Origin of the sequence: Modestobacter sp. L9-4 (genome assembly GCF_019112525.1) — a bacterium.
In the GTDB taxonomy this organism is placed as follows: domain Bacteria; phylum Actinomycetota; class Actinomycetes; order Mycobacteriales; family Geodermatophilaceae; genus Modestobacter.
On record NZ_CP077800.1, the window covers coordinates 1,268,904 to 1,295,161 of the forward strand.

The 26,258-nt window shown below is 75.3% G+C and carries 32 protein-coding genes; 17 read left to right on the plus strand and 15 right to left on the minus strand.

The features are described from left to right. The first annotated feature begins 12 nt into the window (after window positions 1–12). Window positions 13–720 (plus strand): metal-dependent hydrolase, encoded by a 708-nt coding sequence (locus tag KUM42_RS05835; RefSeq protein WP_237495774.1) that lies wholly within the window; start codon window positions 13–15, stop codon window positions 718–720. Between the two features lie 91 nt (window positions 721–811). On the opposite strand, the gene KUM42_RS05840 is transcribed toward KUM42_RS05835, so the two are convergent. Next, the gene (locus tag KUM42_RS05840; RefSeq protein WP_237495775.1) at window positions 812–1,189 is read right to left on the minus strand and encodes a S24 family peptidase; all 378 of its coding nucleotides are present in this window, start codon (window positions 1,187–1,189) and stop codon (window positions 812–814) included. Between the two features lie 50 nt (window positions 1,190–1,239). Here KUM42_RS05840 and sodN point away from each other — a divergent pair, with 50 nt between their 5' ends. The 5 genes from sodN to KUM42_RS05865 all read left to right on the plus strand — a co-directional run bounded on the left by sodN (window position 1,240) and on the right by KUM42_RS05865 (window position 4,629). Next, the gene (gene sodN, locus KUM42_RS05845) at window positions 1,240–1,644 is read left to right on the plus strand and encodes a superoxide dismutase, Ni (RefSeq protein WP_237495776.1); all 405 of its coding nucleotides are present in this window, start codon (window positions 1,240–1,242) and stop codon (window positions 1,642–1,644) included. A 222-nt stretch (window positions 1,645–1,866) separates the two neighbouring features. Continuing rightward, entirely contained in the window at window positions 1,867–2,532 is a 666-nt protein-coding gene (locus tag KUM42_RS05850; protein WP_237495777.1) for a phosphatidylserine decarboxylase, read from the plus strand. A 12-nt stretch (window positions 2,533–2,544) separates the two neighbouring features. Continuing rightward, window positions 2,545–3,342 (plus strand): CDP-diacylglycerol--serine O-phosphatidyltransferase, encoded by a 798-nt coding sequence (gene pssA / locus KUM42_RS05855; protein ID WP_237495778.1) that lies wholly within the window; start codon window positions 2,545–2,547, stop codon window positions 3,340–3,342. Next, on the plus strand, window positions 3,339–3,821 hold the full coding sequence (locus KUM42_RS05860; protein WP_237495779.1) for a GNAT family N-acetyltransferase: 483 nt from the start codon (window positions 3,339–3,341) through the stop codon (window positions 3,819–3,821). The genes pssA and KUM42_RS05860 overlap by 4 nt, the downstream gene beginning before the upstream one ends. Window positions 3,822–3,888: 67 nt before the next feature. Next, on the plus strand, window positions 3,889–4,629 hold the full coding sequence (locus KUM42_RS05865; RefSeq protein ID WP_370629354.1) for an HAD-IIA family hydrolase: 741 nt from the start codon (window positions 3,889–3,891) through the stop codon (window positions 4,627–4,629). Between the two features lie 55 nt (window positions 4,630–4,684). On the opposite strand, the gene KUM42_RS05870 is transcribed toward KUM42_RS05865, so the two are convergent. Next, entirely contained in the window at window positions 4,685–5,167 is a 483-nt protein-coding gene (locus KUM42_RS05870; protein ID WP_237495781.1) for a hypothetical protein, read from the minus strand. Between the two features lie 89 nt (window positions 5,168–5,256). Between KUM42_RS05870 and KUM42_RS05875 the strand changes: the two genes are divergently transcribed. Together KUM42_RS05875 and KUM42_RS05880 are read left to right on the plus strand one after the other, a co-directional pair. Beyond that, window positions 5,257–6,225, plus strand: coding sequence for a diacylglycerol kinase family protein (locus tag KUM42_RS05875; RefSeq protein WP_237495782.1), 969 nt, complete (start codon window positions 5,257–5,259; stop codon window positions 6,223–6,225). A 331-nt stretch (window positions 6,226–6,556) separates the two neighbouring features. After that, window positions 6,557–6,808: a WhiB family transcriptional regulator gene (locus KUM42_RS05880; protein WP_163612279.1), complete on the plus strand. Its 252-nt coding sequence runs from the start codon at window positions 6,557–6,559 to the stop codon at window positions 6,806–6,808. Between the two features lie 101 nt (window positions 6,809–6,909). Here KUM42_RS05880 and KUM42_RS05885 read toward each other — a convergent pair whose 3' ends face one another. Continuing rightward, window positions 6,910–8,388: a sensor histidine kinase gene (locus KUM42_RS05885; RefSeq protein WP_237495783.1), complete on the minus strand. Its 1,479-nt coding sequence runs from the start codon at window positions 8,386–8,388 to the stop codon at window positions 6,910–6,912. An 86-nt stretch (window positions 8,389–8,474) separates the two neighbouring features. On the opposite strand from KUM42_RS05885, the gene KUM42_RS05890 reads away from it, so the two are divergent. After that, on the plus strand, window positions 8,475–8,960 hold the full coding sequence (locus KUM42_RS05890) for a GNAT family N-acetyltransferase (RefSeq protein WP_237495784.1): 486 nt from the start codon (window positions 8,475–8,477) through the stop codon (window positions 8,958–8,960). Between the two features lie 69 nt (window positions 8,961–9,029). Here KUM42_RS05890 and KUM42_RS05895 read toward each other — a convergent pair whose 3' ends face one another. After that, window positions 9,030–9,251: a biotin/lipoyl-binding carrier protein gene (locus KUM42_RS05895; RefSeq protein WP_237495785.1), complete on the minus strand. Its 222-nt coding sequence runs from the start codon at window positions 9,249–9,251 to the stop codon at window positions 9,030–9,032. Window positions 9,252–9,349: 98 nt separating this feature from the next. After that, a complete protein-coding gene (locus KUM42_RS05900) occupies window positions 9,350–10,396 on the minus strand; it encodes a biotin carboxylase N-terminal domain-containing protein (protein WP_237495786.1) in 1,047 nt (348 codons plus the stop codon). A 237-nt stretch (window positions 10,397–10,633) separates the two neighbouring features. Between KUM42_RS05900 and KUM42_RS20395 the strand changes: the two genes are divergently transcribed. Then, window positions 10,634–10,708, plus strand: a complete 75-nt coding sequence (locus tag KUM42_RS20395) for a 50S ribosomal protein bL37 (protein ID WP_014742531.1) — start codon at window positions 10,634–10,636, stop codon at window positions 10,706–10,708. Between the two features lie 77 nt (window positions 10,709–10,785). On the opposite strand, the gene rsrA is transcribed toward KUM42_RS20395, so the two are convergent. Together rsrA and KUM42_RS05910 are read right to left on the minus strand one after the other, a co-directional pair. Further along, window positions 10,786–11,136: a mycothiol system anti-sigma-R factor gene (gene rsrA / locus KUM42_RS05905; protein WP_237495788.1), complete on the minus strand. Its 351-nt coding sequence runs from the start codon at window positions 11,134–11,136 to the stop codon at window positions 10,786–10,788. Beyond that, window positions 11,136–11,837, minus strand: a complete 702-nt coding sequence (locus KUM42_RS05910) for a sigma-70 family RNA polymerase sigma factor (protein ID WP_237495791.1) — start codon at window positions 11,835–11,837, stop codon at window positions 11,136–11,138. The genes rsrA and KUM42_RS05910 overlap by 1 nt, the downstream gene beginning before the upstream one ends. A 246-nt stretch (window positions 11,838–12,083) precedes the next feature. Between KUM42_RS05910 and ybaK the strand changes: the two genes are divergently transcribed. Further along, entirely contained in the window at window positions 12,084–12,563 is a 480-nt protein-coding gene (gene ybaK, locus KUM42_RS05915; RefSeq protein WP_237495793.1) for a Cys-tRNA(Pro) deacylase, read from the plus strand. A 33-nt stretch (window positions 12,564–12,596) separates the two neighbouring features. Here ybaK and KUM42_RS05920 read toward each other — a convergent pair whose 3' ends face one another. Further along, the gene (locus tag KUM42_RS05920; protein WP_237495796.1) at window positions 12,597–14,126 is read right to left on the minus strand and encodes a fused MFS/spermidine synthase; all 1,530 of its coding nucleotides are present in this window, start codon (window positions 14,124–14,126) and stop codon (window positions 12,597–12,599) included. A gap of 1 nt (window position 14,127) precedes the next feature. Then, window positions 14,128–14,874, minus strand: a complete 747-nt coding sequence (locus KUM42_RS05925) for an SOS response-associated peptidase (protein ID WP_237495798.1) — start codon at window positions 14,872–14,874, stop codon at window positions 14,128–14,130. A gap of 174 nt (window positions 14,875–15,048) precedes the next feature. Between KUM42_RS05925 and aroA the strand changes: the two genes are divergently transcribed. Continuing rightward, complete coding sequence (gene aroA / locus KUM42_RS05930; protein WP_237495800.1) at window positions 15,049–16,332, plus strand: 3-phosphoshikimate 1-carboxyvinyltransferase; 1,284 nt, start codon at window positions 15,049–15,051, stop codon at window positions 16,330–16,332. Beyond that, the gene (gene rsgA, locus KUM42_RS05935; RefSeq protein ID WP_237495801.1) at window positions 16,329–17,348 is read left to right on the plus strand and encodes a ribosome small subunit-dependent GTPase A; all 1,020 of its coding nucleotides are present in this window, start codon (window positions 16,329–16,331) and stop codon (window positions 17,346–17,348) included. The genes aroA and rsgA overlap by 4 nt, the downstream gene beginning before the upstream one ends. A gap of 99 nt (window positions 17,349–17,447) precedes the next feature. Here rsgA and KUM42_RS05940 read toward each other — a convergent pair whose 3' ends face one another. Together KUM42_RS05940 and KUM42_RS05945 are read right to left on the minus strand one after the other, a co-directional pair. Beyond that, entirely contained in the window at window positions 17,448–18,179 is a 732-nt protein-coding gene (locus KUM42_RS05940; protein ID WP_237495804.1) for a peptidase E, read from the minus strand. Beyond that, the gene (locus KUM42_RS05945; protein ID WP_237495806.1) at window positions 18,179–18,715 is read right to left on the minus strand and encodes a DUF2087 domain-containing protein; all 537 of its coding nucleotides are present in this window, start codon (window positions 18,713–18,715) and stop codon (window positions 18,179–18,181) included. Before KUM42_RS05945 ends, KUM42_RS05940 begins: the two co-directional genes overlap by 1 nt. A 64-nt stretch (window positions 18,716–18,779) precedes the next feature. Here KUM42_RS05945 and KUM42_RS05950 point away from each other — a divergent pair, with 64 nt between their 5' ends. Together KUM42_RS05950 and hisN are read left to right on the plus strand one after the other, a co-directional pair. Then, window positions 18,780–18,965: a DUF2795 domain-containing protein gene (locus tag KUM42_RS05950; protein ID WP_237495807.1), complete on the plus strand. Its 186-nt coding sequence runs from the start codon at window positions 18,780–18,782 to the stop codon at window positions 18,963–18,965. 153 nt (window positions 18,966–19,118) lie between these two features. Beyond that, window positions 19,119–19,922, plus strand: a complete 804-nt coding sequence (hisN, locus tag KUM42_RS05955) for a histidinol-phosphatase (RefSeq protein ID WP_237495809.1) — start codon at window positions 19,119–19,121, stop codon at window positions 19,920–19,922. Window positions 19,923–19,947: 25 nt separating this feature from the next. Here the strand turns inward: hisN and KUM42_RS05960 are convergent, their stop codons facing one another. From KUM42_RS05960 to KUM42_RS05975, 4 genes are all read right to left on the minus strand, one after another. Further along, window positions 19,948–20,130 (minus strand): hypothetical protein, encoded by a 183-nt coding sequence (locus KUM42_RS05960; protein ID WP_237495811.1) that lies wholly within the window; start codon window positions 20,128–20,130, stop codon window positions 19,948–19,950. A gap of 95 nt (window positions 20,131–20,225) precedes the next feature. Continuing rightward, entirely contained in the window at window positions 20,226–21,617 is a 1,392-nt protein-coding gene (locus KUM42_RS05965) for an FGGY family carbohydrate kinase (protein WP_237495813.1), read from the minus strand. 7 nt (window positions 21,618–21,624) lie between these two features. Further along, window positions 21,625–22,635: an aldo/keto reductase gene (locus KUM42_RS05970; protein ID WP_237495815.1), complete on the minus strand. Its 1,011-nt coding sequence runs from the start codon at window positions 22,633–22,635 to the stop codon at window positions 21,625–21,627. Window positions 22,636–22,684: 49 nt separating this feature from the next. Further along, window positions 22,685–23,386 (minus strand): GAF and ANTAR domain-containing protein, encoded by a 702-nt coding sequence (locus tag KUM42_RS05975; RefSeq protein WP_237495817.1) that lies wholly within the window; start codon window positions 23,384–23,386, stop codon window positions 22,685–22,687. A 251-nt stretch (window positions 23,387–23,637) separates the two neighbouring features. Between KUM42_RS05975 and KUM42_RS05980 the strand changes: the two genes are divergently transcribed. Both KUM42_RS05980 and KUM42_RS05985 read left to right on the plus strand, forming a co-directional pair. Next, window positions 23,638–25,035 carry a cystathionine beta-synthase gene (locus KUM42_RS05980; protein ID WP_237495819.1) on the plus strand — a complete coding sequence of 466 codons (1,398 nt, stop codon included), beginning with the start codon at window positions 23,638–23,640 and terminating at the stop codon, window positions 25,033–25,035. Beyond that, the gene (locus KUM42_RS05985) at window positions 25,032–26,171 is read left to right on the plus strand and encodes a cystathionine gamma-synthase (RefSeq protein ID WP_237495820.1); all 1,140 of its coding nucleotides are present in this window, start codon (window positions 25,032–25,034) and stop codon (window positions 26,169–26,171) included. Before KUM42_RS05980 ends, KUM42_RS05985 begins: the two co-directional genes overlap by 4 nt. Window positions 26,172–26,258 lie beyond the last annotated feature (87 nt).

The window sequence follows — 26,258 nt, forward strand, 5'->3', positions numbered from 1 at the left end:
GACCCTGGGTCCGTGCTCGGTCACTCCCACGCCCTCTCCGGCCTCGCCGTCGGTGCCGCCACCCTGCCCTGGGCGCCGGTGGACGGCACGGTCGCCCAGGTCGCCTGGGTCTCCGCGGTCGGCGGCCTGGCGATGCTCCCCGACCTCGACCAGCAGGGCTCGACCATCTCCCGGATGTGGGGCCCGCTCACCGACGTCCCCTCCGGGCTGGTGAACACGGTCGCCCGCGGCCACCGGTGGGGCACCCACGACGCCGTCCTGGCGCCGCTGGTGTTCGGCCTGCTCGCCCACGCCGCCGCCTGGAACCGGTGGTCGAGCCTGGTGGTGCTCGCCCTGGCCATCGGGCTGGCGCTGCGCGCGCTGCACGTGGTCATCCCCGGCCGGGCCGAGAACACGGTGATCGGCAACCTGGTGCTCTCGTTCGGCGGCGCCTGGCTGCTGCTGGCACACAGCCCGGCCCCGGCGTGGCTGCCGTGGGCCGTCGCGGTGGGCGTGCTCACCCACATCGCCGGTGACTGGCTGACCCGCGAGGGCGTGCCGGTGCCGGTGGTCTGGCTGGTGCACCGCAGCCGGCTGGCACCGGTGCACCTGCGCACCGGTGCGACGGTGGAGAAGGCGGTGCTCGTGCCGCTGTTCGTCGTCGCGACCGTGGCGTTCCTCTACCTCAACACCGGGGCCTCGGACCTCGTCGACCCGCTCCTCGCCCGCCTGGGCGGCTGACCGCCGCCGACGTCACCCCGTCGTCGACCAGGCGCCGAACGGGGTCCGTGAGCCCTCCCGACCCCGCTGCGCACACCCGCCGCCGTCCGGCTCAGGACGCGGCGGGCGGGCGCGGCAACCGGCCGGGGCGGGGGCGCAGCCGGGCGACCACCCGGCCGACGACGACCGCGGTGCCGAAGGCGCGGGAGTCGTCGGTGACCAGCGGGTTGTCGCCCTCGACCCAGTGCCCGCCGGGGACGGCGCGGCGCACGCGCTTGACCACGAGCAGGTCCGGGCGGGCCGGGAACCGGGCCAGCACCACCGTGCCGGGCCGGACGGCGGCACCCGGGCGCAGGCGGTGCACCAGCAGGCGGTCGCCGTGGCGCACGGTGGGCGACATCGACGGCCCGGTGACGCGGGCGAGCACCCACCGGGTGGCCAGCCCGGGCACGGTGCCACCGGGACCGCTCGCTCCGTCCGGCGTGATCACCGCGAGTAGGGTCCCAGACGAACGTCCCCCCAGAGACCGGAGGCACCCCCATGCGTCTGTTCAGCATGTTCTCCGCAGTCGAGGCCACCGCGCACTGCGACCTCCCCTGCGGCGTCTACGACCCCGCCCAGGCCCGCATCGAGGCCGAGTCGGTCAAGGCCCTCCAGGAGAAGTACCAGGCCAACGAGGACCCGGTCTTCCGCACCCGCGCCATCCTGATCAAGGAGCAGCGGGCCGACCTGGTCAAGCACCACCTGTGGGTGCTGTGGACCGACTACTTCAAGCCCCCGCACTTCGAGAAGTACCCGGAGCTGCACGAGCTGTTCAACAAGGCCACCAAGCAGGCCGGCGCCGCGGGCGCCAAGGGCAGCATGGACCCGGCCGAGGGCCAGAAGCTGCTGGACTACATCGCCCGGATCGACACGATCTTCTGGGAGACCAAGGCAGCTGCCTGAGACGGCACCCCGCTGCCCCCACCACGAGCGAGCTCGCGGCGGGACCCTGCAGCGGGGCCGGTCCCACCGCCTCGCGGTGGGACCTGCACGACCCCCACTGCCGGACCGCTCCTGCGAGCGGTCCGGCAGTGGCGTGTCCGGACCTGCACCGAGGTCGTCGTCGCGGTGCCCACGCGGCCGCCGGCAGGGCACCGTCAGCCCGCCCCGTAGCCTCGGTCTGCCATGCGCATCGACCGGGCCGGCTGGCCCTTCCTCGCCGTCCCCCTGGGCTCCGCGGCGGCCACCGCCGCCCTCGGCCAGGGTGCCGGCGTCCGCTGGGTCCGGCTGCTCGCCTGGCCGTCCCTGGCGCTGTCGGCCTACATGGCCCTCTTCTTCCGCGACCCGCAGCGGCAGGCGGACTCCGTCGCACCGGCCCGGGACGACGTGGTCTCCCCCGCCGACGGCGTGGTCATGGTCGCCGGCGAGCCGCAGCCCGGCGTGGCCCCCGAGGGCGACTGGCAGCAGGTCAGCGTCTTCCTCTCCGTCGTCGACGTGCACGTGAACCGGGCGCCCTACGGCGGCCAGGTCACCCGCTCCACCTACGCCCCCGGCAGCTTCCTGGCCGCCTACCGGGCCGAGAGCGCGCACCGCAACGAGCGCAGCGAGCTGTGGGTGGTCGACGGCGAGCGCACGGTGGTCTTCCGCCAGATCGTCGGCGTGCTCGCCCGCCGGATCGTCACCCGCGTCGTCCCGGGCCAGCAGGTGGCCACCGGCGAGCGGATCGGGCTGATGAAGTTCGGCTCCCGGATGGACGTCTTCGTGCCGCCGGAGTGCACCGTCCTGGTCACGAAGGGGCAGCGGGTGCGAGGCGGCGAGACCGTCATCGCCCGCTGGTCCCCGCCCAGCTGAGGGGCGGAGGAGATGCCGGGCAGGCGCACCAACACGGTCGAGTTCGTCCGTGGGTCGGTGCGCGGCGGGCGACGGCGGGCACGCTCGTGGCTGCCCAGCATGTTCACCCTCGCCAACATGATGTGCGGGTTCGGCGCGATCCTGGTCGCCTTCCGCGGCGAGTACCGGCTGGCCTGCGCGCTCATCGCGCTGTCGGTCGTGTTCGACATCGCCGACGGCGCGGTGGCCCGGCTGGTGGGGGCGGTCTCCCCGTTCGGGCTGCAGTTCGACTCCCTGGCCGACCTGGTCTCCTTCGGGCTGGCGCCGGCGCTGCTGGTGTTCGCACTGTTCTCCGACGGCCGCGACTCCCTCGACGCGCTGGGCTGGATCGCCTGCTTCATCTGGGTGGCCTGCGCGGCGATCCGGCTGGCCCGGTTCAACACCACCATCGACCCGACCGCCGACAAGCGGTACTTCACCGGCCTGCCCTCCCCCGGCGCCGCCGGCGTCGTGCTGGCCAGCGTGTTCGCCTTCGCCGACCTGATGGAGGGCCGCGACCGGCTGTGGGTCCTGCTGGTCGTCCTGCTGCCGGCGCTGCTGATGATCAGCAACGTCCGCTACCGGTCGTTCCGGTCGCTGGTCAGCCCGAAGAGCGGGCGCCCCTACGGCCTGGCCCTCACCGTGCTGGTCGTCGTCGTCGGCCTGGTCGTCGTCCCCACCGTCGCCTGCTGCGTGGTCGCCTACAGCTATCTGCTCTCCCCGCTGTTCATCCCCCTGCTGAGCCCGCTGACCCGGCTGGTCCCGGCCCGCGTGAAGGAGCTGCTGTCGTGAGCGTCCGCCCGGTCCGGCCCGACGACGTCCCGGCGGTGTGCCGGCTGGTGCGCGAGCTGGCCGCCTACGAGCGGGCCGAGCACGAGGCGCTGATGACCGACGAGCAGCTGCACACCGCGCTGTTCGGCGACGCGCCGGCCCTGTTCGGGCACGTCGCGGAGACCCCGGACGGCGAGGTCGCCGGCTTCGCGCTGTGGTTCCTCACCTTCTCCACCTGGCGTGGCACCCACGGCATCCACCTCGAGGACCTGTTCGTCTCCCCCGGCCACCGGGGCACGGGCCTCGGCCGGGAGCTGCTGCGCACGCTGGCCCAGGAGTGCGTCGACCGCGGGTACGCCCGGCTGGAGTGGTCGGTGCTGGACTGGAACACCCCGTCGATCGAGTTCTACAGAGCAGCAGGCGCGCTGCCGATGGACGGGTGGTCGGTCTTCCGGCTGACCGATGACGCACTGACCCGGTTCGCCGCCGACCGACGGTGACCCACCCCACGATGAGGAGAACGGCGTGAGCACCGAGCGCGGCGAGTCCCAGTGCTGGCTCAGCGACATGGACGGCGTCCTCGTGCACGAGGGCAACGCGCTCCCCGGCGCCGCGGAGTTCCTCGCCCGGCTGGTCGAGCGCAACCGCCGCTTCCTGGTGCTGACCAACAACTCGATCTTCACCCCGCGCGACCTCTCCGCCCGACTGGCCCGCAGCGGCCTGGACGTGCCGGAGGAGTCGATCTGGACCTCCGCGCTGGCGACGGCGGACTTCCTGGCCTCCCAGCTGCCCGGCGGCTCGGCCTACGTCATCGGCGAGGCCGGGCTGACCACGGCGCTGCACGAGGCCGGGTACACCCTCACCGACACCGCGCCGGACTACGTGGTGCTCGGGGAGACCCGCACGTACTCCTTCGAGGCCATCACCCAGGCCATCCGGCTGGTCGGTGCCGGCGCCCGCTTCATCGCCACCAACCCCGACGTCACCGGTCCCTCACCGGAGGGCCCGCTGCCGGCCACCGGGTCGGTCGCGGCGATGATCACCAAGGCCACGGGCGCGGAGCCTTACTTCGTCGGCAAGCCCAACCCGATGATGTTCCGCAGCGCCATGAACCGGATCGAGGCGCACTCGGAGTCGACCACCATGGTCGGCGACCGGATGGACACCGACGTGGTGGCCGGCATCGAGGCCGGGCTGGAGACCGTCCTGGTGCTCACCGGCTCCACCAAGGCCGAGGACGTCAGCCGCTTCCCGTTCCGCCCCAGCCGGATCCTGCCCTCGATCGCCGAGGTCATCGACCTGGTGTGAGGACCCCCTTGCCCCCCACCACTCGCACGCTCGCGACGGGCTCCGGCACGGGGGCCTAGAGGTCGCTGTAGGCGAGCCGGGCCTCGGGGGTGGCGAGCAGGTAGAGCACCAGGCCGACCAGCGCCAGGACCGGGACGCCGATCAGCGGGCGGTCGGCCTGGAAAGCCGCGGTGTAGCCGAGGATGCCCAGGAAGATCTGCAGCGCGACGACCGGGCCGCGGGCCCACGACGACAGCCGCCACAGCCCCCGGGCGGCGGCGGCGAGCACCGCAGCGGAGAGACCGACGAAGACCACCTCGGCCAGCGCCCGGCCCAGGCTCTCCGGCGAGCCCGTCACCGACAACACGAGCAGCACGACGGCGAGACCGCCCAGCGCAACGGCCTCGAGTCCCACCACGAGCGCGGCGCGGCGCACCGAGCCCGGCACCCCCGTCGCCGGTCGCGGCGCACGCGGGGCGGAGGGTGCGGCCGCGCCCCCGAGGAGACCCTCGGCGCGGGACCGCCGGCGTTCGGGGACGTCGGGCGTCTGACCTGGCACGCTGCCGAGGTTACGCCGGGGAGCCCCGGTGCCCGGCCCGTCCGGGAGGCGCTGCCGGCACCGACCCGGGCGCTGGATAGGTTGGCGGCATGCGTGCGCTGCTGGTGGCGAACCCGGCGGCGACGACCACCACCCGCAAGGTGCGCGACGTGCTGGTGCGGGCGCTGTCCAGCGAGCTGCAGGTCGACGTCGCGGAGACCGGGCACCGGGGCCACGCCCGTGACCTGGCCGCACAGGCAGCCACCGACGGCGTCGACGTCGTGGTGACCCTGGGCGGTGACGGCACCGTCAACGAGGCGGCCAACGGCCTGCTCGCGGCGGGTCCGGGGCCGCGGGTCCCGATGCTGGCCGTCGTCCCCGGCGGGTCGACCAACGTCTTCTCCCGGGCGCTGGGCCGCTCACGGGACCCGGTGGAGGCGACCGGGGAGATCCTCGACTCGCTCCGCGCAGGCCGCACCCGGCTGGTGTCCCTGGGCACCGCCTCCGCGCGCACCGCCTCCGCGCGCACCGACGACGCCGGCTGGACGGAGCCGCGGTGGTTCGTCTTCGCCGCCGGCCTGGGCTTCGACGCCGACGTGATCTCCCGGGTCGAGTCCCAGCGCGCCCGCGGACGGCGCTCCACCGGGGCGCTCTACGTCCGGTCGGGGGTCGACGCCTTCCTCCTCGGCCGCGACCGCCGCCGTCCGCCGGTGACGCTCGAGCTGCCCGGCCGCGCCCCGGTCGACGGGCTCTTCCTGGCACTGGTGTCCAACGTCAGCCCGTGGACCTACCTGGGCGAACGGCCGATCGTGCCCAGCCCCGAGGCCTCCTTCGACAGCGGCCTGGACGTCTTCGCCATGGGCCGGGTCGGCGTGGTGCGGATGCTGCACCACCTGCGGCAGACCATGGCCGCCCGGCCCGATGCCCGCGGGCGCGGCGTGCACCGCTGGCACGACCTCGCCGAGCTGACGCTGACGGCGTCCCGGCCGCAGGGCTGGCAGCTCGACGGCGACCACCTGGGCACCACCACGGGCCTGCGCGTGCGGTCGGTCCCGGAGGCACTGCGCGTCGTCGTGTAGCGGGAGGACCCCGCTCACCCCTGCCCTGTCCCGAGCCTGCGAGCGACGGGGTCCGCACCGCCGCGGCAGGCCCTGGAGCGGGGCCGTAGGCGGCGTCACAGCCGACGAGTGGCGAGCGACGCAGCGGCGTGGTGAGCTTCCTCACGAGCTCGACCGATCGTGGCGAACTGCTTGACAGTGCGTCGTCTCGTGAAAGCATCACAAGCAAGCAACCTGCCCGTAACGAGGCGGGCGGTCGCCGTTCAACGTACCGGGACACCGGTGCGCTGACCTGCGGGGGCGGTCTGGGGACCGGCGACCGACACCCGACGATACCGAGGAGTACACCGCCATGGACTGGCGCCACCGCGCGCTCTGCCGGGACGAAGACCCGGAGCTCTTCTTCCCGATCGGGACGACGGGCCCTGCGGTCGTTCAGATCGAGCAGGCCAAGGCGGTGTGCCGTCGCTGCCCGGTCGTGGAGTCGTGCCTCGAGTGGGCACTGACCTCCGGACAGGACTCCGGCGTCTGGGGCGGCCTCTCCGAGGACGAGCGCCGCGCCCTCAAGCGCCGCACCGCCCGCACCCGGGTCCGCACCGCCTGATCAAGGACCCCCTCCCTCCCCACCACGCGCTCCGCGCGCGGCGGGTCCCGGGAAGGGGCCGAACAGCAGGGCCGCACCCCTCGGGTGCGGCCCTGCTGTCGTCAGTGGCGGGGGCGGCCGGCGCCGGGGAGGGTGAGGACGGCCTCGGTGCCCGGGCCGCTGGCCGGCGGACCCATCTCGAGCCCGCCGTGCAGCTCGCTGGTCACCAGCGTGCGCACGATCTGCAGCCCCAGGCCGGTGCTGGCCGCCGGGTCGAAGCCCTCGGGCAGCCCACGCCCGTCGTCGCGCACCCGCACGACCAGGTCGTCGCCGTCCCGCTCCGCGCCGAGCAGGATGGTGCCCGGCTCACCGTCGGGGAAGGCGTGCAGGGCGGCGTTCTGCAGCAGCTCGGTCACCGCCATCACCAGCGGGGTCGCCACCGCCGCGGACAGCTCGCCGAACGCGCCGCTGCGGGTGAACCGGGCCGGGCGCCCGACCGCGGTGACGTCGCCCAGCATGGGCAGCACCTGGTCCAGCACGTCGTCGACGTCCACCACGTCCTCGCGGCTGCCGGCCAGGGTCTCGTGCACGACCGCGATCGAGGCCACCCGGCGCACCGACTCCTCCAGCGCGGCGCGGGCCGCGGGCTCGGTCATCCGGCGGGCCTGCAGCCGCAGCAGCGCCGCGACCGTCTGCAGGTTGTTCTTCACCCGGTGGTGGATCTCCCGGATGGTGGCGTCCTTGGTCATCAGCGCCCGGTCGCGCCGGCGGACGTCGGTCACGTCGCGCACCAGCACCAGCGCACCGGCCTCACCGCCGGGTGCCTGCAGCGGCAGCGCGCGGACCAGCATCGTGGCGGCCTCGTTGTCGACGTCCATCGGGTCGGGGAAGCGCCCGGCGACCGCGGCGCCGATGCTCGCCGCCACCGCCTCCCCCGCGACCTGGTCGGCCGACACCGTCCGGGTCACCTCGCCGAGGTCGGAGCCCACGACGTCGCCGGTCACGCCCATCCGGCGGTAGGCCGACAGGGCGTTGGGGCTGGCGTAGACGACCGCGCCGGTGCCGTCGAGCCGCACCAGCCCGTCGCCCACCCGGGGGCTCATCTCGGCGTCGTCGAGCATCCGCGGCGGGAACGTGCCGGCGGCGACCATCAGCGACAGCTCGGCGGCGATGTCGAGGTAGGTGAGCTCGAGCGCCGACGGGGACCGGGTCGCGGCCAGGTTGGTGTCCTTGGCCAGCACCGCGACCACCGCGCCGTCGTGCCGCACCGGGATGACCTCGCGCCGCCGCGGGAACGCCCCCGACCAGTCCGGGTCCCCCTCGGTGATCGGCCGGCCCTCGCGCTGGGCCAGCACCAGCGGCTCGGCGGCCGGCCCGGTCACCTCGCTGCCGATGAGGTCCTCGGGCTGGCTGGTGGGGGCGGTGAGCGGGCGCACCTGGGCCACGCACCACCAGGCCCCGCTGGCCAGCGGCACCCACAGCGTGAGGTCGGCGAACGCCAGGTCGGCCAGCAGCTGCCAGTCGGCCACCAGCCGGCGGGCGTGGTCGACCTGGGACGGGCTCGCCGACCCGCGGGTGAGACGTTCCGACAGGCTGCTCATGGTGCCGCCGAGCCTACGACCCGCGCCCGGACGCCCACCCGAGCGTGCTCGGGTGCGGGACGGGGAGGGTTCACTACCCTGCGCTGGTGCTGACGATCGACCGCGCCGTCCCGGCGGACTTCCCGCGCATCGCCGAGCTCACCGTCGGCGTCTACGAGGGCGAGGGGCTCGTCTCCCCCGAGTACGTGCCGACCCTCGCCGACGTGGCCGGCCGCGCCGACCGGGCGGACCTGCTGGTCGCCCGGGACGGCGACGGGCGGATCGTCGGCAGCGTGGCGCTCGTGCTGGCCGGCGACTTCGGCGAGGTCACCCGGTCACCGGACGAGGCGGCGTTCCGGATGCTGGCCGTGGACGCCGGCGCCCGCGGGCAGGGGGTCGGCGAGGCGCTGGTGCGCACCTGCCTGGACCGGGCACGCGCCGCCGGGCGGGCACGCATGGTGCTGTCGACCGGGGAGCTGATGACGGCCGCGCACCGGCTGTACGAGCGGCTGGGCTTCCAGCGGCTGCCGGAGCGGGACTGGGCACCGCGGCCCGGCATCGACCTGCGGGTCTACGTCCTCGACCTCGGCTGACGACCCACCCGGCAGTCAGGCCCCGCCCACGGGCCCACCCCGGGATCGCGAGAGGACCGGGGTCCTCCGTCAAGACTGGACGGTGGCGATGAGGTCGCCCTCCTGGAGGACCTCGCCCTCGGTCACGTGCAGCTCCGCGACGGTGCCGGCCCGCTCGGTGAGCACCGGGATCTCCATCTTCATCGACTCGAGGACCACCAGCGTGTCGCCCGCGGCGACCTCGGTGCCGGGAGCCACGAGCACCGTCACCACGCTGGAGACCATCTCGGCGTGGATCTCCTCGACCGCCACCGGTGCCTCCTCCTCGCCCCGCCCGCCGGAGCCGGCGGACAGCACATGAAAGCACGGCCGCACCCGGGCCGGTCCGCCCCTCTGCTGGGCAGGCGCCCTCAGCAGTCGGGGACGAGGACCCCGGCGATGCGCTGCAGCACGCCGCAGACCGCGGCCCCGTCGTGCGGGACCCCGGTCTCCGGCAGGCCGGTCAGGACGTCGGTCGCCGCACTCGCCGCCCGGGCCGGGCTGGGCCCACCGGCACTGACGGTCGTCAGCAGCGCGTCGTACCAGCCGTCGAGCCGGTCGCCGGGCTCGTAGCCGCTGTCGGCGACGACCTCGGGGCCCAGCAGCGGACGGCGCCCGGAGCGGGGCGCGATGTCCGGCAGCCGCCCGGTGACCCGGCCCGCCGTCCCGGGCGGGAGCGTGGACCGCAGCTGCACGGCGACCGCGGCCCGCGGCGTGCCCGGCACGGGTGCGGCGTCGGCGGGCAGCCCGGCGGCGCTGCGCAGCGCCAGCTCGACCGCGTCGACACCGTGCGCCCGCTCCAGCACGGCCATGTCCAGGGAGAAGCCGGCGGCGACCTCGGCGAGCTCGCCGTCGGGGTCGATGCCCACGCTGACCAGCCCGCGCCAGCCGACCTCGGGCAGGCGGCGCGCAGCCGCCGGCAGCGGCCCCAGCCCCTCGCTGGGCGTCCAGGACACCCGCGGGGTGCCACCGGCCCGGTCGCGCAGCACCGGGGTGACGTGGTGCAGCCCCTCCGCGGTCACCCAGGCCAGGAACCCGCGCTCGCTGGCCGGCTCGACGCCGTCGCCCCCCAGCCGCTCGAGGACGTCGGCGGGCGGGCCCACCCAGATCAGGCCGGCGTCGGCCACCGCGGCGGCCAGCCGGGCGCTGCCGGCCAGCGCGGGCGGGACGGGCAGCACGGCGTCGACCCGGGTACGGCGGGCGGCCTCGACCAGCCGGCGCACGTCGAGGTAGGACTGGTCGGCGGGCGCGGGACCCAGCAGGACCGACTCGTCGGCCAGCCGCACGTGCCGGGCGTCGCGCTCCGGCTCGGAGTAGACGGCCACGGCCTTCACGCCCAGGCGGCCACAGGCACGGACCACCGCACAGGCCATCGGCCCCCGGCCGGCCACCAGCACGCTCTCGACTGCCTGGACCACGTCGTCCCCCCGTTCCCCACTGACCCGCCCATCCTCCCTCAGGCCCGCACGGGTGGGCACGGCGGCACGACCCGGCCGGGGTGCCGGCCCGGCCACCGCCGCCGGGCGGTCGACCCCGGACGTGAGACCCTGGGCAGGTCACCAGGGCCGGGGCCGGGGTGCGCGAGCACCCCTCCCGGCCGTCGATCAGCTCCTGGGCCGGAGGGCCCGGTGGCGACTGAGGAGAGGAGGGCAGCGATGTCCAAGCGTGGACGCAAGCGGCGCGCCCGCAAGAAGAGCGGCGCCAACCACGGCAAGCGCCCCAACGCCTGAACGCACGAGCCCCCCTGGACCGCCGCTCATCGCGGGACGGTGCAGGGGGGCCTGTGGTGCGTCCAGGGGGCGGCCGCCTACGCGGTCGGTCGCTCCGCGGGGACGCTGAACGTCTCGACGCTGGCCTGCTCGACCCGCACCTGGGTGCCGTCGTCGTCGAAGGAGACCGTGGTCAGCTGGACCTTGATCCGGTCGCGCAGGCCCACCGGCGTCGGGTCACCGCCGCACCGACGGCGGATGAGCGCCTTGAACTCCTGCTCGATGCCGAACTGCCGCAGGCACGGCGAGCAGTCCTCGAGGTGCTCGGCGATGACCGCGCGCCGCTCGGGCCCGGTCTCGTTGTCCAGGAACTCGAAGACGTGCGACAGGACGTCGTCGCACGAGGTGATCTCGTCGTCGCCGTGCAGCTCGTGAGCGTCGTTGCTCATCAGTGCGTCGCCTCTTCCGCTGCCCCGGCACGGACGAAGCCGCGCTCCCGGGCGTAGTCGGCCAACAGCTTCTGCAGACCGCGACGGCCGCGGTGCAGGCGGGACATCACCGTGCCGATGGGCGTGCCCATGATCTCGGCGATCTCCTTGTAGGCGAACCCCTCGACGTCGGCGAGGTAGACCGCCATCCGGAAGTCCTCCGGCAGCTGCTGCAGCGCCTCCTTGATGTCGGAGTCGGGCAGGTGGTCCAGCGCCTCGATCTCCGCGGAGCGCAGCCCGCTGGAGGTGTGCTCCTCAGCGGCGTACAGCTGCCAGTCCTGCACCTGCTCGGTGGGGTACTGCTGCGGCTGGCGCTGCTTCTTGCGGTAGCTGTTGATGTAGGTGTTCGTCAGGATCCGGTACAGCCACGCCTTGAGGTTGGTGCCCTCGGCGAACTGGTGGAAGGCGGAGTACGCCTTGACGAACGTCTCCTGCACCAGGTCCTCGGCGTCGGAGGGGTTGCGGGTCATCCGCAGCGCCGCCGGGTAGAGCTGGTCCAGGTAGGGCAGGGCGTCGCGCTCGAACCGGGCGTCGCGCTGGGCGCGGGTCTCGGCGAGCTCGCTGCGGCTGCCGTCCGCGCGCGCCTCCGGCGTCGGCTCGGGGGTCTGCTCGGCCAGCGCCGCCGTCGTGGCGGGGCTGTCGACTGCGGGCTCGTCAGGCACCGACCGTCCTCTCTGCGGCGCCCGGGAACGGACGACCACGTCGGTCGATCCTAGCCGGGAGCGGCCGGGTCGGCCGGGGGGACGGCGGACGGGTGCCGACCCGCGCGCTGTGCGCGCCGGTGCGCCCGGGACTGTGCTGCTCACGGTCGGTGCAACGGCACGTGCCCGGGGTCGATTCCCCGATCGCGCGCCTTCCTCGCCGGGGCCGTTCCACAGGCACGGGCGCGGGTCCTAGGCTGCTGCGCCGTGGCGGCGACACCGGCGGTGCGGGCACTGGAGCGGGCCGGGGTGGTGTGCTCGCTGCACGAGTACGACCCGGCCGACGGGGCGGAGGGGCACGGCTACGGGGAGGTTGCCGCGGCGGCCCTGGGCGTCGACCCGTCGCGGTTGTTCAAGACCCTGGTCACCCGGGTGGACGGCGCGCTCACCGTGGCCGTCGTCCCGGTCAGCGGGTCACTCGACCTCAAGGCGCTGGCCGCGGCGGCCGGCGGGCGGAAGGCCGCGATGGCCGAGCCCGCCGACGCCGAGCGGGCCACCGGCTACGTGCGCGGCGGGATCAGCCCGCTGGGCCAGCGCAAGGCGCTGCCCACCGTGGTCGACGAGAGCGCCCTGGCCCTGGAGACGGTCCTGGTCAGCGCCGGGCGCCGCGGCCTGCAGGTCGAGCTGGCCCCGGCCGACCTGGTGCGGCTCACCCGCGCCCGCACCGCCCCGATCGCCCGGGGGTGACCCCCGGGCCGCGGGCCCGGGGCGGCCCCTGCGTCAGCCGTAGGGGGTGAGCAGCTGGTCGACGGGGGCGAAGTCGTCGGTGAGGACGTCGGCGTCCCCGATGAAGGAGGTGAGCTGCTCCCCCGCGGCGACCTGCCAGGCCAGTCCGCGGTCGGCCATCGCGGCGGCGATCGCCTCGGCGGGCAGCGGGCGCCGGGACGCCACGGCCACGACGTTGCCGCCGTCCTCGCCGGCCAGCACCGGCGCCCGGGCCAGCAGCACCACCTCGGGGAAGACCGACCGCAGGGTGGCCAGCTCGGCCCGGACGAAGTCCAGCGGCGGGTGGTCGATCAGGTTGACCGCGTAGACGCCGTCCTCGGCGAGCGCGGCGTCGACCATGTGCAGCGCCTCGGCCGTGGTCAGCTGCCAGGGCACCGAGAGGCCACCGAAGGCGTCGCCCACCACGAGGTCGCGTGCGCCGTCGGGCTCGGACTGCAGCGCCACCCGGGCGTCGCCGACCTGAACCTCGAGCTCGGGCGAGGTGCGCAGCCCGAGCTGCTGCTCGTCGACGTCGACCACCCCGGGGTCGACCTCCAGCACCCGGCTGACCGTGCCCGGCCGCACCTCCGCGAGGTAGCGCGGCAGCGTCGCGCCGCCGCCCCCGACGTGCAGCGCGGACAGCGGGGCGCCCGCCGGGGCCATCGCGTCGGTGACCGAGGCGATGGCCTGGACGTACTCGAACTCCAGGTGCGTGGGGTCGGCGAGGTCGACGTAGGAGTGCCGCAGCGTGTCCAGCACCAGCACCCGCCCGGTGCTGCGCTCGGGGTCGGCCTCCACCCGGGCGCAGTGGTAGGACGTCTCGGTCTCGCACGGGGTGGGGGCGACCGCGGCGAGCACCGGCGCGGCCACGGCCAGCACCAGCAGGCCGGCGGGCAGCCGCGCGGTGACCCCGGGGCTGCTCCGGCGCAGCAGCAGCGCCAGGACCAGCCCGACCACCACCACCAGCAGCCCGGTGCCCACGAGGATGACGCTGCTGGGCAGCAGCGCCACCAGCACGAAGCCGGTGGCGAACGTGGCCACGATCCCCCCGAGCGTGCCGATGCCCGACAGCCGACCGACCACCGACCCGGTCTCGGCCAGGCTGCCCAGCTGCAGCGCGACCACCATCGGCGGCACCGCCGACAGCAGCGCGGCCGGCACGATGACCGCCACCGCGGCCAGCACCAGCACGTTCCCGGCCGCCGCGCCGGTGAGCAGCTCGCCGGCGAAGCGCACCAGCGGCAGCACGGCGACCACGAGCGCCCCGCCGGCGACCAGCAGCGGGGCGATCAGCCGCCGCGGGTCGGTGCGGTCGGCGGCGGCGCCACCGGCCCAGGCGCCGATCGCGATCGCCGCCAGCGCGAAGCCGATGACCGCCGTGTTGGTCTGCAGGGTGATGCCCACGTAGGGCGCGATGAGCCGCAGGCCCACGACCTCGAGCACCAGCACCGAGCCCGAGGCCAGGAAGGTGACCCCGGCGGCGATCCAGTCCGGCAGCGCCCGGGACCCGGCCGGCGGCGGTCCGGCAGCGGTCGTGCCCGCCACGTCAGAAGAGGGCCGGCTGGTCGGCCGGCTCGCTGACCTGCTCCTGGCGGGCGGTGAGCTGCGGCCCGTTGTTCGCCACGTTGCCCACGGCCGCACCGACCGGCCGGATCTCCAGCCGCTCGACGTACTCCGGCGGGGTCGGCGCGGCGACCGCCGTGACGTCCTGCTGGGCGGGGTCCAGCCAGTCGGCCCAGCGCTCGCGCGGCAGCACCAGCGGCATCCGCGGGTGCACCTCGGCCAGCGCGCCGACGGCGGGGGCGGTGACCACGGTGCACGTGTAGAGCCGGTCCTCGCCGCGGCCCCACACCTCCCAGAGGCCGGCGAACGCCAGCCCCGAGCCGTCCTCGGGGGTCACGTAGTACGGCTGCTTGCCCGGGGCGTCGTGCCGCGGCGCCCACTCGTACCAGCCGTCGGCGGGCACCAGGCAGCGGCGGCCGGCGGCGGCGGTGCGGAAGGCGGGCTTCTCGGTCAGCGACTCGACCCGGGCGTTGAGCATCCGGTTGCCGATCGAGACGTCCTTGGCCCAGGAGGGCACCAGGCCCCAGCGCACGACCCGCAGCTCGCGGTGCCCACCACCGGTGAGCGCGCCCTCGGCGTCCCGCTCCCTGGCGTGCCGCACCACGTACACGTCCTTGGTGGGCGCCACGTTGTGGTCGGCCGGCAGCGGCGCCTGGCCCTCGGCGACGACGGCCTCGAACTCGACCACCAGGTCCTCCGGACGGCGGCTGGCGGCGTACCGACCACACATGACGGCTCCTCCCCGGGCCTCCCCTGTGCAGGCGGCCCGCCTGCGAGCGTAGGGGCGACCACCGACGACCGGAGGGTCCGCGCCCTGCCGTCCTGCCCCGTCCCGGTGTCCTCCGGCACGGCCGACGTGGTCGTCGCGTCCGCAGACCGCGGCCGGCAGGGCAGGATGGCCACCATGGTCGAGGTCTGGGCACCCCCGTCGCGGCACACCCCGGTGGACGCGGTGGTCACCCTGCCCGGCTCCAAGTCGCTCACCGCCCGTGCCCTGGTGCTGGCCGCGCTCGCCGCCGGCCCGAGCCGCCTGGTGCGCCCGCTGCGGGCCCGCGACACCGACCTGATGGCCGCCGGGCTCCGGGCGCTCGGCGTCGCGGTCGCCGAGGACGGCGCCGACTGGCTGGTCACCCCCGGCGAGCTGCGCGGCCCGGCCGAGGTCGACGCCGGGCTGGCCGGCACGGTCCTGCGCTTCCTGCCCCCGGTGGCGGCGCTGGCCACCGGCCCGGTCCGGCTGGACGGCGACCCGCGGCTGCGCGACCGGCCGAACGCGGGGCTGATCACCGGCCTGCGCGACCTCGGGGTCCGCATCGACGACGACGGCCGCGGGCGGGCGCCGTTCACCGTGCACGGCACCGGCGCCGTCCGGGGCGGAGCGGTCACCGTCGACGCCAGCGAGTCCAGCCAGGTGGTGTCGGGCCTGCTCCTGGCCGCGGCGCGCTACGACGAGGGCATCACGCTCACGGTGGCCGGCAGCCTGCCCTCGCTCCCCCACGTGGAGATGACGGTGCGCACGCTGACCGAGCACGGCGTGCGGGTCACCGCCGTCGACGGCGGCTGGTCGGTGGCGCCCGGCCCCGTCGCGCCGCTGGACCGGGTGGTCGAGCCCGACCTGTCCAACGCCGCCCCGTTCCTGGCCGCGGCGCTGGTCACCGGCGGCCGGGTCACCGTGCGCGACTGGCCCGCCGACACCACCCAGCCCGGCGCGCAGCTCGACCGGCTGCTCACCGCGATGGGCGCCGACGTCGTCCGCACCGAGGTGGGCCTGCAGGTCACCGGGGGCGACCGAGTCGCCCCCCTGGACGCCGACCTCGGCGAGGTCGGCGAGCTGACCCCGGTGCTGGCCGCGCTGTGCGCCCTGGCCGACGGGCCGTCGCGGCTGACCGGCATCGCCCACCTGCGCGGCCACGAGACCGACCGGCTGCAGGCCCTCGACGAGGTGCTCACCGCCGTCGGCGCCTCGGTCGAGCAGCTGCCCGACGGGCTGGTGGTCACGCCGGGGACGTTGCGCCCGGCGCGGCTGGACTCCTACGCCGACCACCGCATGGTGCACGCCGCGGCGCTGCTCGGGCTGGCGGTCGACGGAGTCGAGGTCACCGACCCGGGCGCGGTGGCCAAGACGCTGCCCGACTTCACCGACCGCTGGGCCGCCCTCGTGGGAGCCGGGCTGCCGGAGGTCGTGGCGTGAGCGGGCGGCGGATGGACAGCCGGTCCGACGAGGACGACGTCCGCGTCCGGGCGTCCCGGCACGGCTCACGGCCGCGCACCCGCACCCGGCCGGCCCACGAGGAGGCCGTGCCCGGGCTGGTGGTCGCAGTCGACCGCGGCCGGATGACGGTGCGCGTGCAGGGGCCGGAGGGCACGCCCGTCGAGGTGACCGCGATGCGCGCCCGGGAGCTGGGCAAGCACGGCGTGGTCGTGGGTGACCGGGTCCGGGTGGTGGGCGACACCTCCGGGCGCACCGACAGCCTGGCCCGCATCGTCACCATCGCCGAGCGGGTCACCTCGCTGCGCCGCACCGCCGACGACACCGACCCCACCGAACGGATCGTGGTGGCCAACGCCGACCAGCTGGTGGTGGTCACCTCGATCGCCGACCCCGAGCCGGCGCTGGGCTTCCTCGACCGCTGCCTGGTCGCCGCCTACGCCGGCGGGCTCACCCCGCTGCTGGTGCTCACGAAGAACGACCTGGCCAGCGCCCAGCCGCTGCTGGACCGCTACGCCGGCCTGGACGTCGACGCGGTGCCGATGTCGCCCGAGGCACCGCTGGAGGACCTGGTGACCCGGCTGCGCGACAAGACGAGCGTGCTGGTCGGGCAGTCCGGCGTGGGCAAGTCCACGCTGTTCAACCGGCTGGTGCCCGGCGCCTTCCGGGCCACCGGCGACGTCAGCAAGATCGGCAAGGGGCGGCACACGTCGTCCTCGGCGGTGCTGCTGGACCTGCCCGGTGGCGGCACGCTCATCGACACCCCCGGGATCCGCTCCTTCGGCCTGGCGCACGTCACCGCCGGCGACGTCCTCGCCGCCTTCGACGACCTGGCCGAGGCCTCGGTCGACTGCCCGCCGATGTGCGGGCACACCACCGAGGACCCCGGCTGCGCCCTCGACCCCTGGGCCGCCGCCGGCCCACCGGCCCGTGCCGAACGCCTGGCCAGCTTCCGCCGCCTGCTCGCCGCCGTCGGCCAGCTCACCCCCGGCCACTGAACAAGAACCCCCTCTCCCGCCACTTCGCAGGCTCACGGCGGGGCCCTGAGAGGGGGCCGAGGGACCGCGGCGAGTTCGCGAGTCGTGGAGAGAGGGCGCCTAGAGCTGGCGGGCCATGAGGGGGCGCTCGAGGAAGCCGCCGGTGGTGTCGGGCTCGACGCGCCAGGCGCGGGCGCCGCGTCGGGCCGTGACCACCTCGGCCAGCGCGGTGCCGAGGTAGTGCAGGCCGACGCCGTCCTCGGTCGCGTACCCGCCCGGCAGCTCACCGTCGGCGACCATCTGCCGGTAGGCCGCACGGCGCGGCAGGTCGGTGAGGTCGTCGTGCACCGCGTTGCTGTGCGGGAGCAGCCCCAGCCCGTCGGTGAAGGGCTCGAGCCGGTCCGACCAGGCGTCGGTCGGGCCGCCCACGTGCCAGCACAGGCTCCCCGCGCTCGGCCCGGCGAGCACGACGCCGGCCTCCCAGCACTCGCGCAGCAGGTCGGTGAGCCCGTGCGCCCGCCACACGGCGATCAGGTTCACCACGCTGCCGCCCTCGACGAGGACGACGTCCTGGGTCAGCAGGTGGGCGCGCAGGTCGGGCACGCTCGGCCGCGGGAACAGCCGCAGCACGCTGAGGACGACGTCGTCCCGGCCGCCCAGGACCCGCTCGTAGGCCGAGACCGCTGCCGGGTCGTCGCCGACCGCGGTGGGCAGGTAGCACAGCCGCACCGGGCCGGGCTCCTGCCGGCGGGCCGCGCCGAGGGCCAGCAGGTGGTCGATGAGCGGGCGGTTGCCCCGCTCCCCCGGCCGGGGCTCGAGCACGCCGGAGAACGCGAACACCTGACGCCGCATCACACCTCCACGTACCCGCCGCTGCGCCAGTAGACGCCGGCGTCCCGGGTCAGCAGTGCCTCGTCGACCAGGTACCGGCGGAGTGCGGCCACGTCGGGGTGCCAGGCCGCGAGCAGGGCGTTGACCTCACGCTCGGGGTAGCGCACGCCGGGCTCGAACACGTGCACCAGGTGCTCGAGCACGACCAGCCGCTTGGCCCGCTGCGCCGGGATCGACACCAGCCGGCCGTCGCGGAGGAAGGCGCGCAGCACGGCGTCCTGGCCGGGGTCCTCCGACAGCGGCTCGGGCGCGGGCGCGCTGGCCGCCGCGGCCCGGGCGGCCTCGCCGAAGCGCTCGGTGTGCAGCAGCAGCGTGTGCCCGTCCCGGTGCACCAGCCCCGCGCGCGCCAGCCGGCGGGCGGCGAGCGCGACGTCCTTCAGCGACAGGTCCGCGGTCCGGGCGACGTCCTCGATCGTGGTCGCGCCCAACGCCAGGGCGGCCACCACCCGCAGCCGCACCGGATCGGCCAGCAGCCCGACGATCGTCCCGGCCTCCATGGCCACGACGGTATCCGCCGCACCGCGGCGAGTCGGCACGCCCGCGCCGGGGTAGGCACCCGTCATGGTGAGCCCGATCGACATCCAGAAGGCCCTGTCCGGCATCGACTACCCGGCGAAGAAGGACGACGTCGTGAAGCACGCGGAGTCCCACGGCGGCGGCGACGACGTGCTCGAGGCGCTCAAGGGCATCGACGACCAGGAGTACGACACCCCGGCGGCGGTCAGCAAGGCCGTCTTCAAGGACTGAGGAAGGACCCCGTCTCCCCCCACCTCTCGCGAGCTCGGGGCGGGACCTGAGAGGGGGCCGCTCCAGCACGTCACCACGCTCGGAGCGGGCTAGGGGACGGGGCCACAGCTCGGCGGGCGGGGCCGTCGCGGTCCCGCCCGCTAGGTTCTGGCCATGACGGCTGGCGCGCGCGGGTACAACGAGGACATGCGCCTGGCGCACGTGCTGGCCGACCAGGCCGACGCGATCAGCCTGGACAGGTTCCGCGCGCAGGACCTCAAGGTCGACACCAAGCCGGACCTGACGCCGGTCACCGACGCCGACCACCGGGTCGAGGAACAGCTGCGCATCACCCTGGCCCGCGCCCGGACCCGGGACGCCGTCCTCGGCGAGGAGTTCGGCAGCACCGGCCGCGGCGACCGGCGCTGGGTCATCGACCCGATCGACGGCACGAAGAACTTCGTCCGCGGCGTGCCGGTGTGGGCCACGCTGATCGCCCTGCTCGACGGTGACGTGCCCGTCGTCGGGCTGGTGTCCGCGCCGGCGCTCAACCGCCGCTGGTGGGCCGCGGCGGGCACCGGCGCCTGGACCGGCCGCCGGCTGGAGAACGCCACCCGCTGCACCGTGTCCGAGGTGGGCCGGCTGGCCGACGCGAGCCTGTCCTACTCGTCGCTGTCCGGCTGGGAGGAGCGCGACCTGCTGCAGCCGTTCCTCGACCTGACCCGGCAGGTCTGGCGCACCCGCGCCTACGGCGACTTCTGGAGCTACATGATGGTGGCCGAGGGCGCGGTCGACGTGGCCTGCGAGCCCGAGGTCTCGCTGTGGGACCTCGCCGCGCTCGACGTCATCGTGCGCGAGGCGGGCGGGGCGTTCACCGACCTGTCCGGCGCGGCGGGCCCGGCCGGCGGCAGCGCGGTGGCCAGCAACGGCGTCCTGCACCCCGACGTGCTGACGGCGCTCGCCCCCCGGGAGGGGTGAGCGCCGTCGGGCCGGTGCAGCGGGGTCAGCGGACCGGGCCGGACCCGTTCCCGCGGCCGCCCTGGATGCGCCGGCGGACGTCCTCGATCTTGGCCCGGTTCTTCGGGTCCTTGGCGAACGTCTGGGCCTTGTCCGTCGCCTGACGGATGACCTGCTTGCCCTTCGGGCTGTTCGCGAACTGGATGACCTTGTTCAACAGCGACGCCACGACGCGTCCACCCCCTCGTGCTCCGGGGAGCCCCGTACGGGCCCCGCTCGTCTGTGTCAACGGTGCCAGCCGCGCAGTCGTTCCGCGCGGCGAGCTCAGCCCGCCGCGGCCCACCGCTCGCGGACGGCGGCCGCCTCGGCCGCCCGCCGCGGCGCGACCACCGGGTCCCCGACCCGCTGCGGCACGAGCGCCCCGCCCACCCCGCGGGCGGCGAGCACCGCGGCCCCGGCGGCGGAGGCACTGCGCACCTGCACGTGCTGCACCGGCCGGCCCAGGACGTCGGCCAGCAGCTGCTGCACCACCGGATCGCGGGCACCGCCGCCGGTGAGCACGACCAGCTCGTCGTCCGCCGGACCGAGCAGGTCCAGCCCCGCCGCCACCGCGCAGGCCACGCCCTCCAGCGCCGCCCGGGCGAGGTCGGCGCGGGTGGTGTCGGCCGACAGCCCGGTCCAGCTCCCCCGCGTGCCCGGCCCGGCGACGCCACCGCGCTCGCCGGTGAGGAAGGGCGCGAAGGACACCCCGCCGGCGCCCAGCGGTGAGCTCGACAGGCTGCCGGCGAACCCTGCCCAGTCCAGGCCCAGCACGGTGCGCACCCAGTCCCAGGCGGTGCCGGCGTTCTGCAGCGCGGCCATGGCGTACCAGCCGTCCTCGGCGTCGGCGTAGCAGTGGACGACGGGGTCGTCGGCCGGGGCGGGCGCCACCCCCGGCCGCAGCAGCTGGGCACCGGACCCGAGGTTGACCTGGACGCCGCTGCCGGTGCCGGCGGCCAGCAGTGCCAGCGGGGTGTCGGCGCCGCCCACCACGACCGGCACCTCCCCGCCGAACAGGCCGGTCGTGCCGACGACCTCGTGTCCCGGGCGGACGGCGGGCAGCAGACCCTCGTCGACCCCGGCGGCCGTGGTGGCCGCAGCGGACCAGCGGTCGGCGGGGACGTCCCACAGCAGCGTGGCCGAGGCGTCGCTGCGGTCGGTCACGGCCGGGTCGGCGCCGGGCACCAGGGCGGCGCGGACGGCGTCCTTGGGCAGCAGCACCGTGGCCGCGGCGGCCACCAGCCCGGGCTCGTGCGCGACCAGCCAGGCCAGCAGCGGGCCGGTCATGCCGGCGGCCAGCGGGTTGGCCAGCGCGGCCCGGTCGGCGGTGGGCAGCGCGCGCCAGCGCTCGAGCTCCCCGGTGGCCCGCTGGTCGGGCCACAGCAGCGCGGGCGCCAGCGCCGTCCCGGAGGCGTCGACCAGCACCGCGCCGTGCATCTGCCCCGACAGCCCCAGGGCCGCGACCGGGCGGCCGGCCAGCTGGTGGCGCAGCCCGGCCGCGGCGTCGTCGAGGGCCCGCAGCCAGACCGCGACGTCGGTCTGCGCCCAGCCCGCGCGCGGCCGGTCCACGTCGTAGGCGGCCTCGGCCTCGGCGACGACCACCCCGGCGTCGTCCAGGGCGGCGAGCTTGAGTCCGCTGGTGCCCAGGTCGGCACCCACCACCACGGCGTCGGGCACGACGGCGTCAGCCCTTCTCGGGGCTGTCCCCGTAGGTGTACCCGGCGTCGACGTACCGGCCGCCCTCGGCCACCCCGGGCGGGGCGATCTCCCCGAGCCGGGTCAGGTCCTCGGGCGTGAGCTCGACGCCGGCGGCGCCGACGTTCTCCTCCAGGTAGCTGCGCCGCTTGGTGCCCGGGATCGGGACGACGTCCTGCCCCTGCGCGAGCACCCACGCCAGCGCGAGCTGACCGGGGGCCACGCCCTTCTCCTCCGCCAGGGCCCGCACCGCCTCGACCAGCCGGAGGTTGGCGGTGAACGCCTCGCCGGTGAAGCGGGGGTGGCCGCGCCGCCAGTCGTCGTCGCCGAAGTCGGCGGGGCTGGTGATCGCGCCGGTGAGGAACCCGCGGCCCAGCGGGCTGAACGGCACGATGCCGATGCCGTGCTCGCGGGCGACGCCGAGGACCTCGGACTCGAGGTCGCGGGTCCACAGCGACCACTCGCTCTGCAGCGCCGCGATCGGGTGCACGGCGGCGGCCCGGCGCACCGACGCCGCACTCGCCTCCGACAGGCCCAGGTACCGCACCTTGCCCTGCTCGACGAGCTCGGCCATCGCGCCGACGGTGTCCTCGATCGGCACCACCGGGTCGACCCGGTGCTGGTAGTACAGGTCGATCACGTCGACGCCCAGCCGGCGCAGGCTCGCCTCGACGCTGGCGTGCACGTTCTCCGGCCGCGCGTCGATGTCCAGGCCGCCGCGGTCGTTGCGGGACAGCGAGAACTTGGTGGCCAGCTGCACGTCGTCCCGCCGACCGGCGATCGCCTCGCCGACGAGCTCCTCGTTGTGGCCGCTGCCGTAGACGTCGGAGGTGTCCAGGAACGTGACGCCGAGGTCGAGCGCACGGCGGACCGTGGCCAGCGACTCGACCCGGTCGGCCGTGCCGTACATCTGGCTCATCCCCATGCAGCCCAGGCCGAGCGCGGAGACCTCCAGGCCGCCGAGGGTGCGCCGGGGAACGGGCGGGAGCGTGGTGGTCATGCGCTGATCCTGGCCCCGGCGGCGCGCCGCCCGCCAGGCGGGCGGACGGTCAGCTGCCGTGGAGCACGCCGGTGGTCGTCAGCTCCTCGGCGACGTCGCGCAGCTTGACGTTGGCGCGCTGCGAGGCGTGGGTGAGCAGCGTGAACGCCTGCTCGGCGGTGATCTTGTACCGCTCCATCAGGATGCCCTTCGCCTGCTCGATGACCCCACGGGAGGCCATCGCCCGGCGCATGTTCAGCACGTCGTCGCTGGCCCGCGCGGCGGCCTCGGCGTTGCCGACCGCGATCGCCACGAAGGCCGCGACCTCCTCGCCCAGGGCGATGTCGGCCGCACCGAAGGCGTGCGGCCGGACGGAGTAGTTGTTCAGCGCGCCGATCGTGGCGCCCTGGAAGGGCAGCGGCACCGACAGCGAGCTGCCCACGCCCCGTTCGGTGGCGTGCACCGCGTAGTCGGGCCAGCGCTCCTCGGCCGCCATGTCGGCGACCACGAAGAGCTCACCGGCGCGGCCGGCGTCCAGGCAGGGACCGTGGCCGCGCTCGTACTGCAGCTCGTCGGCGTCCAGTGAGATCTGCCCGTCGAAGGCGGCGGTGAAGGCACGCTCGTCACGGATCAGCGTGATGGAGGTGGCGTCGGCGCCGGGCATCACACTGCGCGAGATCTGCACGATCTCGGTGAGCACCTCCGGCAGCTCGCGGCCGACGAGTACGACACCGGCGAGGCGCTCGTGGAGCGCACCGAGGGCGGCGGTCATGGCAGTGCGTCTCTCTTCCGACCTGGGAGGGCACGCCGTGTCTTCGACGTCCCACCTGCCCGTGCACGTGTCGGGCGTCCCGAGGGTAACCGGCGCCCACGCCGGGATCACCGTGCCGCGGGACACGATCGGCCACAACCGGTCTCGTGACGGGGTCGGCCCGAGCGGCAGGACCCCTCCTGCTCCCGTCTGGTGGGATGGTCGGACACGGGCAGCGGCAACCGGCCGCGCCCGGTGTCGAGGAGGCCCGCGTGCAGTACGCCGAGTCCGTCATCGAGCTCATCGGTGACACCCCCCTGGTGCGGCTGCGGTCGGTCACCGCCCACCTGGGGCCGGATGCGCCCCTGGTGCTGGCCAAGGTGGAGTACCTCAACCCCGGCGGCTCGGTGAAGGACCGCATCGCCGTGCGCATGGTCGAGGCCGCCGAGGCCTCCGGTGCGCTCCAGCCGGGCGGCACGATCATCGAGCCGACCAGCGGCAACACCGGCATCGGCCTGGCGCTGGTCGCACAGACCCGCGGCTACAAGTGCGTCTTCGTGTGCCCGGACAAGGTGGGCGCGGAGAAGATCAACGTGTTGCGGGCCTACGGCGCCGAGGTGCACGTCTGCCCCACCGCCGTCGACCCGGCCGACCCGCGCTCCTACTACTCCGTCTCCGACCGGCTGGCCCGGGAGACCCCCGGCGGCTGGAAGGCCGACCAGTACGCCAACCCGGCCAACCCGCAGTCGCACTACGAGACCACCGGGCCGGAGATCTGGGCGCAGACCGAGGGCCGGGTCACGCACTTCGTCACCGGTGCGGGCACCGGCGGCACCATCTCCGGCGTCGGCCGCTACCTCAAGGAGGCCAGCGGCGGCCGCGTGCACGTCACCGGCGCCGACCCCGAGGGCTCGGTCTACTCCGGCGGCACCGGGCGGCCCTACCTGGTCGAGGGCGTCGGCGAGGACTTCTGGCCCGAGGCCTACGACAAGTCGATCGCCGACGAGATCATCGCGGTCTCCGACGGCGACTCCTTCGCCATGACCCGGCGGCTGGCCCGCGAGGAGGGGCTGCTGGTCGGCGGCTCCTGCGGCATGGCGGTGGTCGCGGCCCTGCGCGTCGCCGAGCGGCTCACCAAGGACGACGTCCTGGTCGTGCTGCTGCCCGACGGCGGCCGCGGCTACCTGAACAAGATCTTCAACGACGAGTGGATGGCCGACTACGGCTTCCTGACGGCGTCGGGCGGGGAGACCGTCGGCGAGCTGCTGGACGCCAAGTCCGGCGCCACCCCGACGCTGGTGCACACCCACCCGACCGAGACGGTCCGCGACGCGATCGACATCCTGCGCGAGTACGGCGTCAGCCAGCTGCCCGTGGTCAAGGCCGAGCCGCCGGTCACCGCCGGTGAGGTGGTCGGCTCGGTGGCGGAGAAGGCGCTGCTGGACGCCCTGTTCACCGGTGCCGCCACGCTGTCGGACCCGGTCGAGCGGCACATGTCGCCGCCGCTGCCGATCATCGGCTCCGGCGAGCCGGTGACCGCCGCGGTGAGCGCGCTGGGCGACGCCGACGCGCTGCTGGTGCACGTCGACGGCAAGCCCGCCGGCGTGGTCACCCGGCAGGACGTGCTCGGTCACCTGGTCGGTCTGCCGGCGCCTACGGTCGTGTCATGAGCGGCTTCAACACACGCGCGATCCACGCCGGCCAGGAGCCCGACCCGGCCACCGGCGCGGTCATCCCGCCGATGCACCTGACCACCACCTACAAGCAGGACGGCGTGGGCGGGCTGCGCGGCGGCTACGAGTACAGCCGCAGCGCCAACCCCACCCGCGACACCCTGCAGACGGCGTTGGCCAGCCTGGAGCAGGGCACCCGCGCGATGACGTTCGCCTCCGGCCTGGCCGCCGAGGACGTCCTGCTGCGCACCGTCTGCCGGCCCGGCGACCGGATCGTGCTGGGCGGGGACGCCTACGGCGGCACCTACCGGCTGATCTCCAAGGTGCAGGAGCCCTGGGGCGTCGGGCACGTCCCCGTCGACCTCAACGACCTGGACGCCGTCCGGGAGGCGGTCGCGCCGGAGACGACCCGGGTGCTGTGGTGCGAGACGCCCAGCAACCCGCTGCTCAACATCGCCGACATCGCCACGCTCGCGGAGATCGCGCACGCCGCGGGCACGCTGCTGGTCGTCGACAACACCTTCGCCAGCCCCTACCTGCAGCAGCCGCTGACGCTGGGCGCCGACGTGGTCGTGCACTCCACGACGAAGTACCTGGGCGGGCACTCCGACGTCGTCGGTGGTGCGCTGGTCGTCTCCGACGCCGAGCTCGGCGAGCGGCTGGCGTACCTGCAGAACGCTGCGGGCGCGGTCAACGGCCCGTTCGACGCCTGGCTGGTGCTGCGCAGCCTCAAGACCCTCGGTGTGCGCATGGACCGGCACAGCGCCAACGCCGGCCGCATCGCCGAGTGGCTGCTGGAGCACTCCGCGGTCTCCGCCGTCCTGTACCCGGGGCTGCCGGAGCACCGCAACCACGAGGTCGCGGCCAGGCAGATGTCCCAGTTCGGCGGGATGCTGTCGTTCCGGCTCAAGGCCGGCGAGGAGGCCGCGCTGCGGGTCTGCGAGCGCACGCGGGTGTTCACCCTGGCCGAGTCCCTCGGCGGCGTCGAGTCGCTCATCGAGCACCCGCACCGGATGACCCACGCCAGCGCCGCCGGCTCCCCGCTGGAGGTGCCCGCCGACCTGGTGCGCCTGTCGGTCGGCATCGAGGACGTCGACGACCTGCTCGCCGACCTCGACCAGGCCCTGGGCTGAGGAAGGACCCCTGCGCCCCTCACCCTGCACGGGGGCCGGCTGCGCCCGTCGTTGTGCGCTGACTGCTGCCTCCCGGCCTCGGAGGCA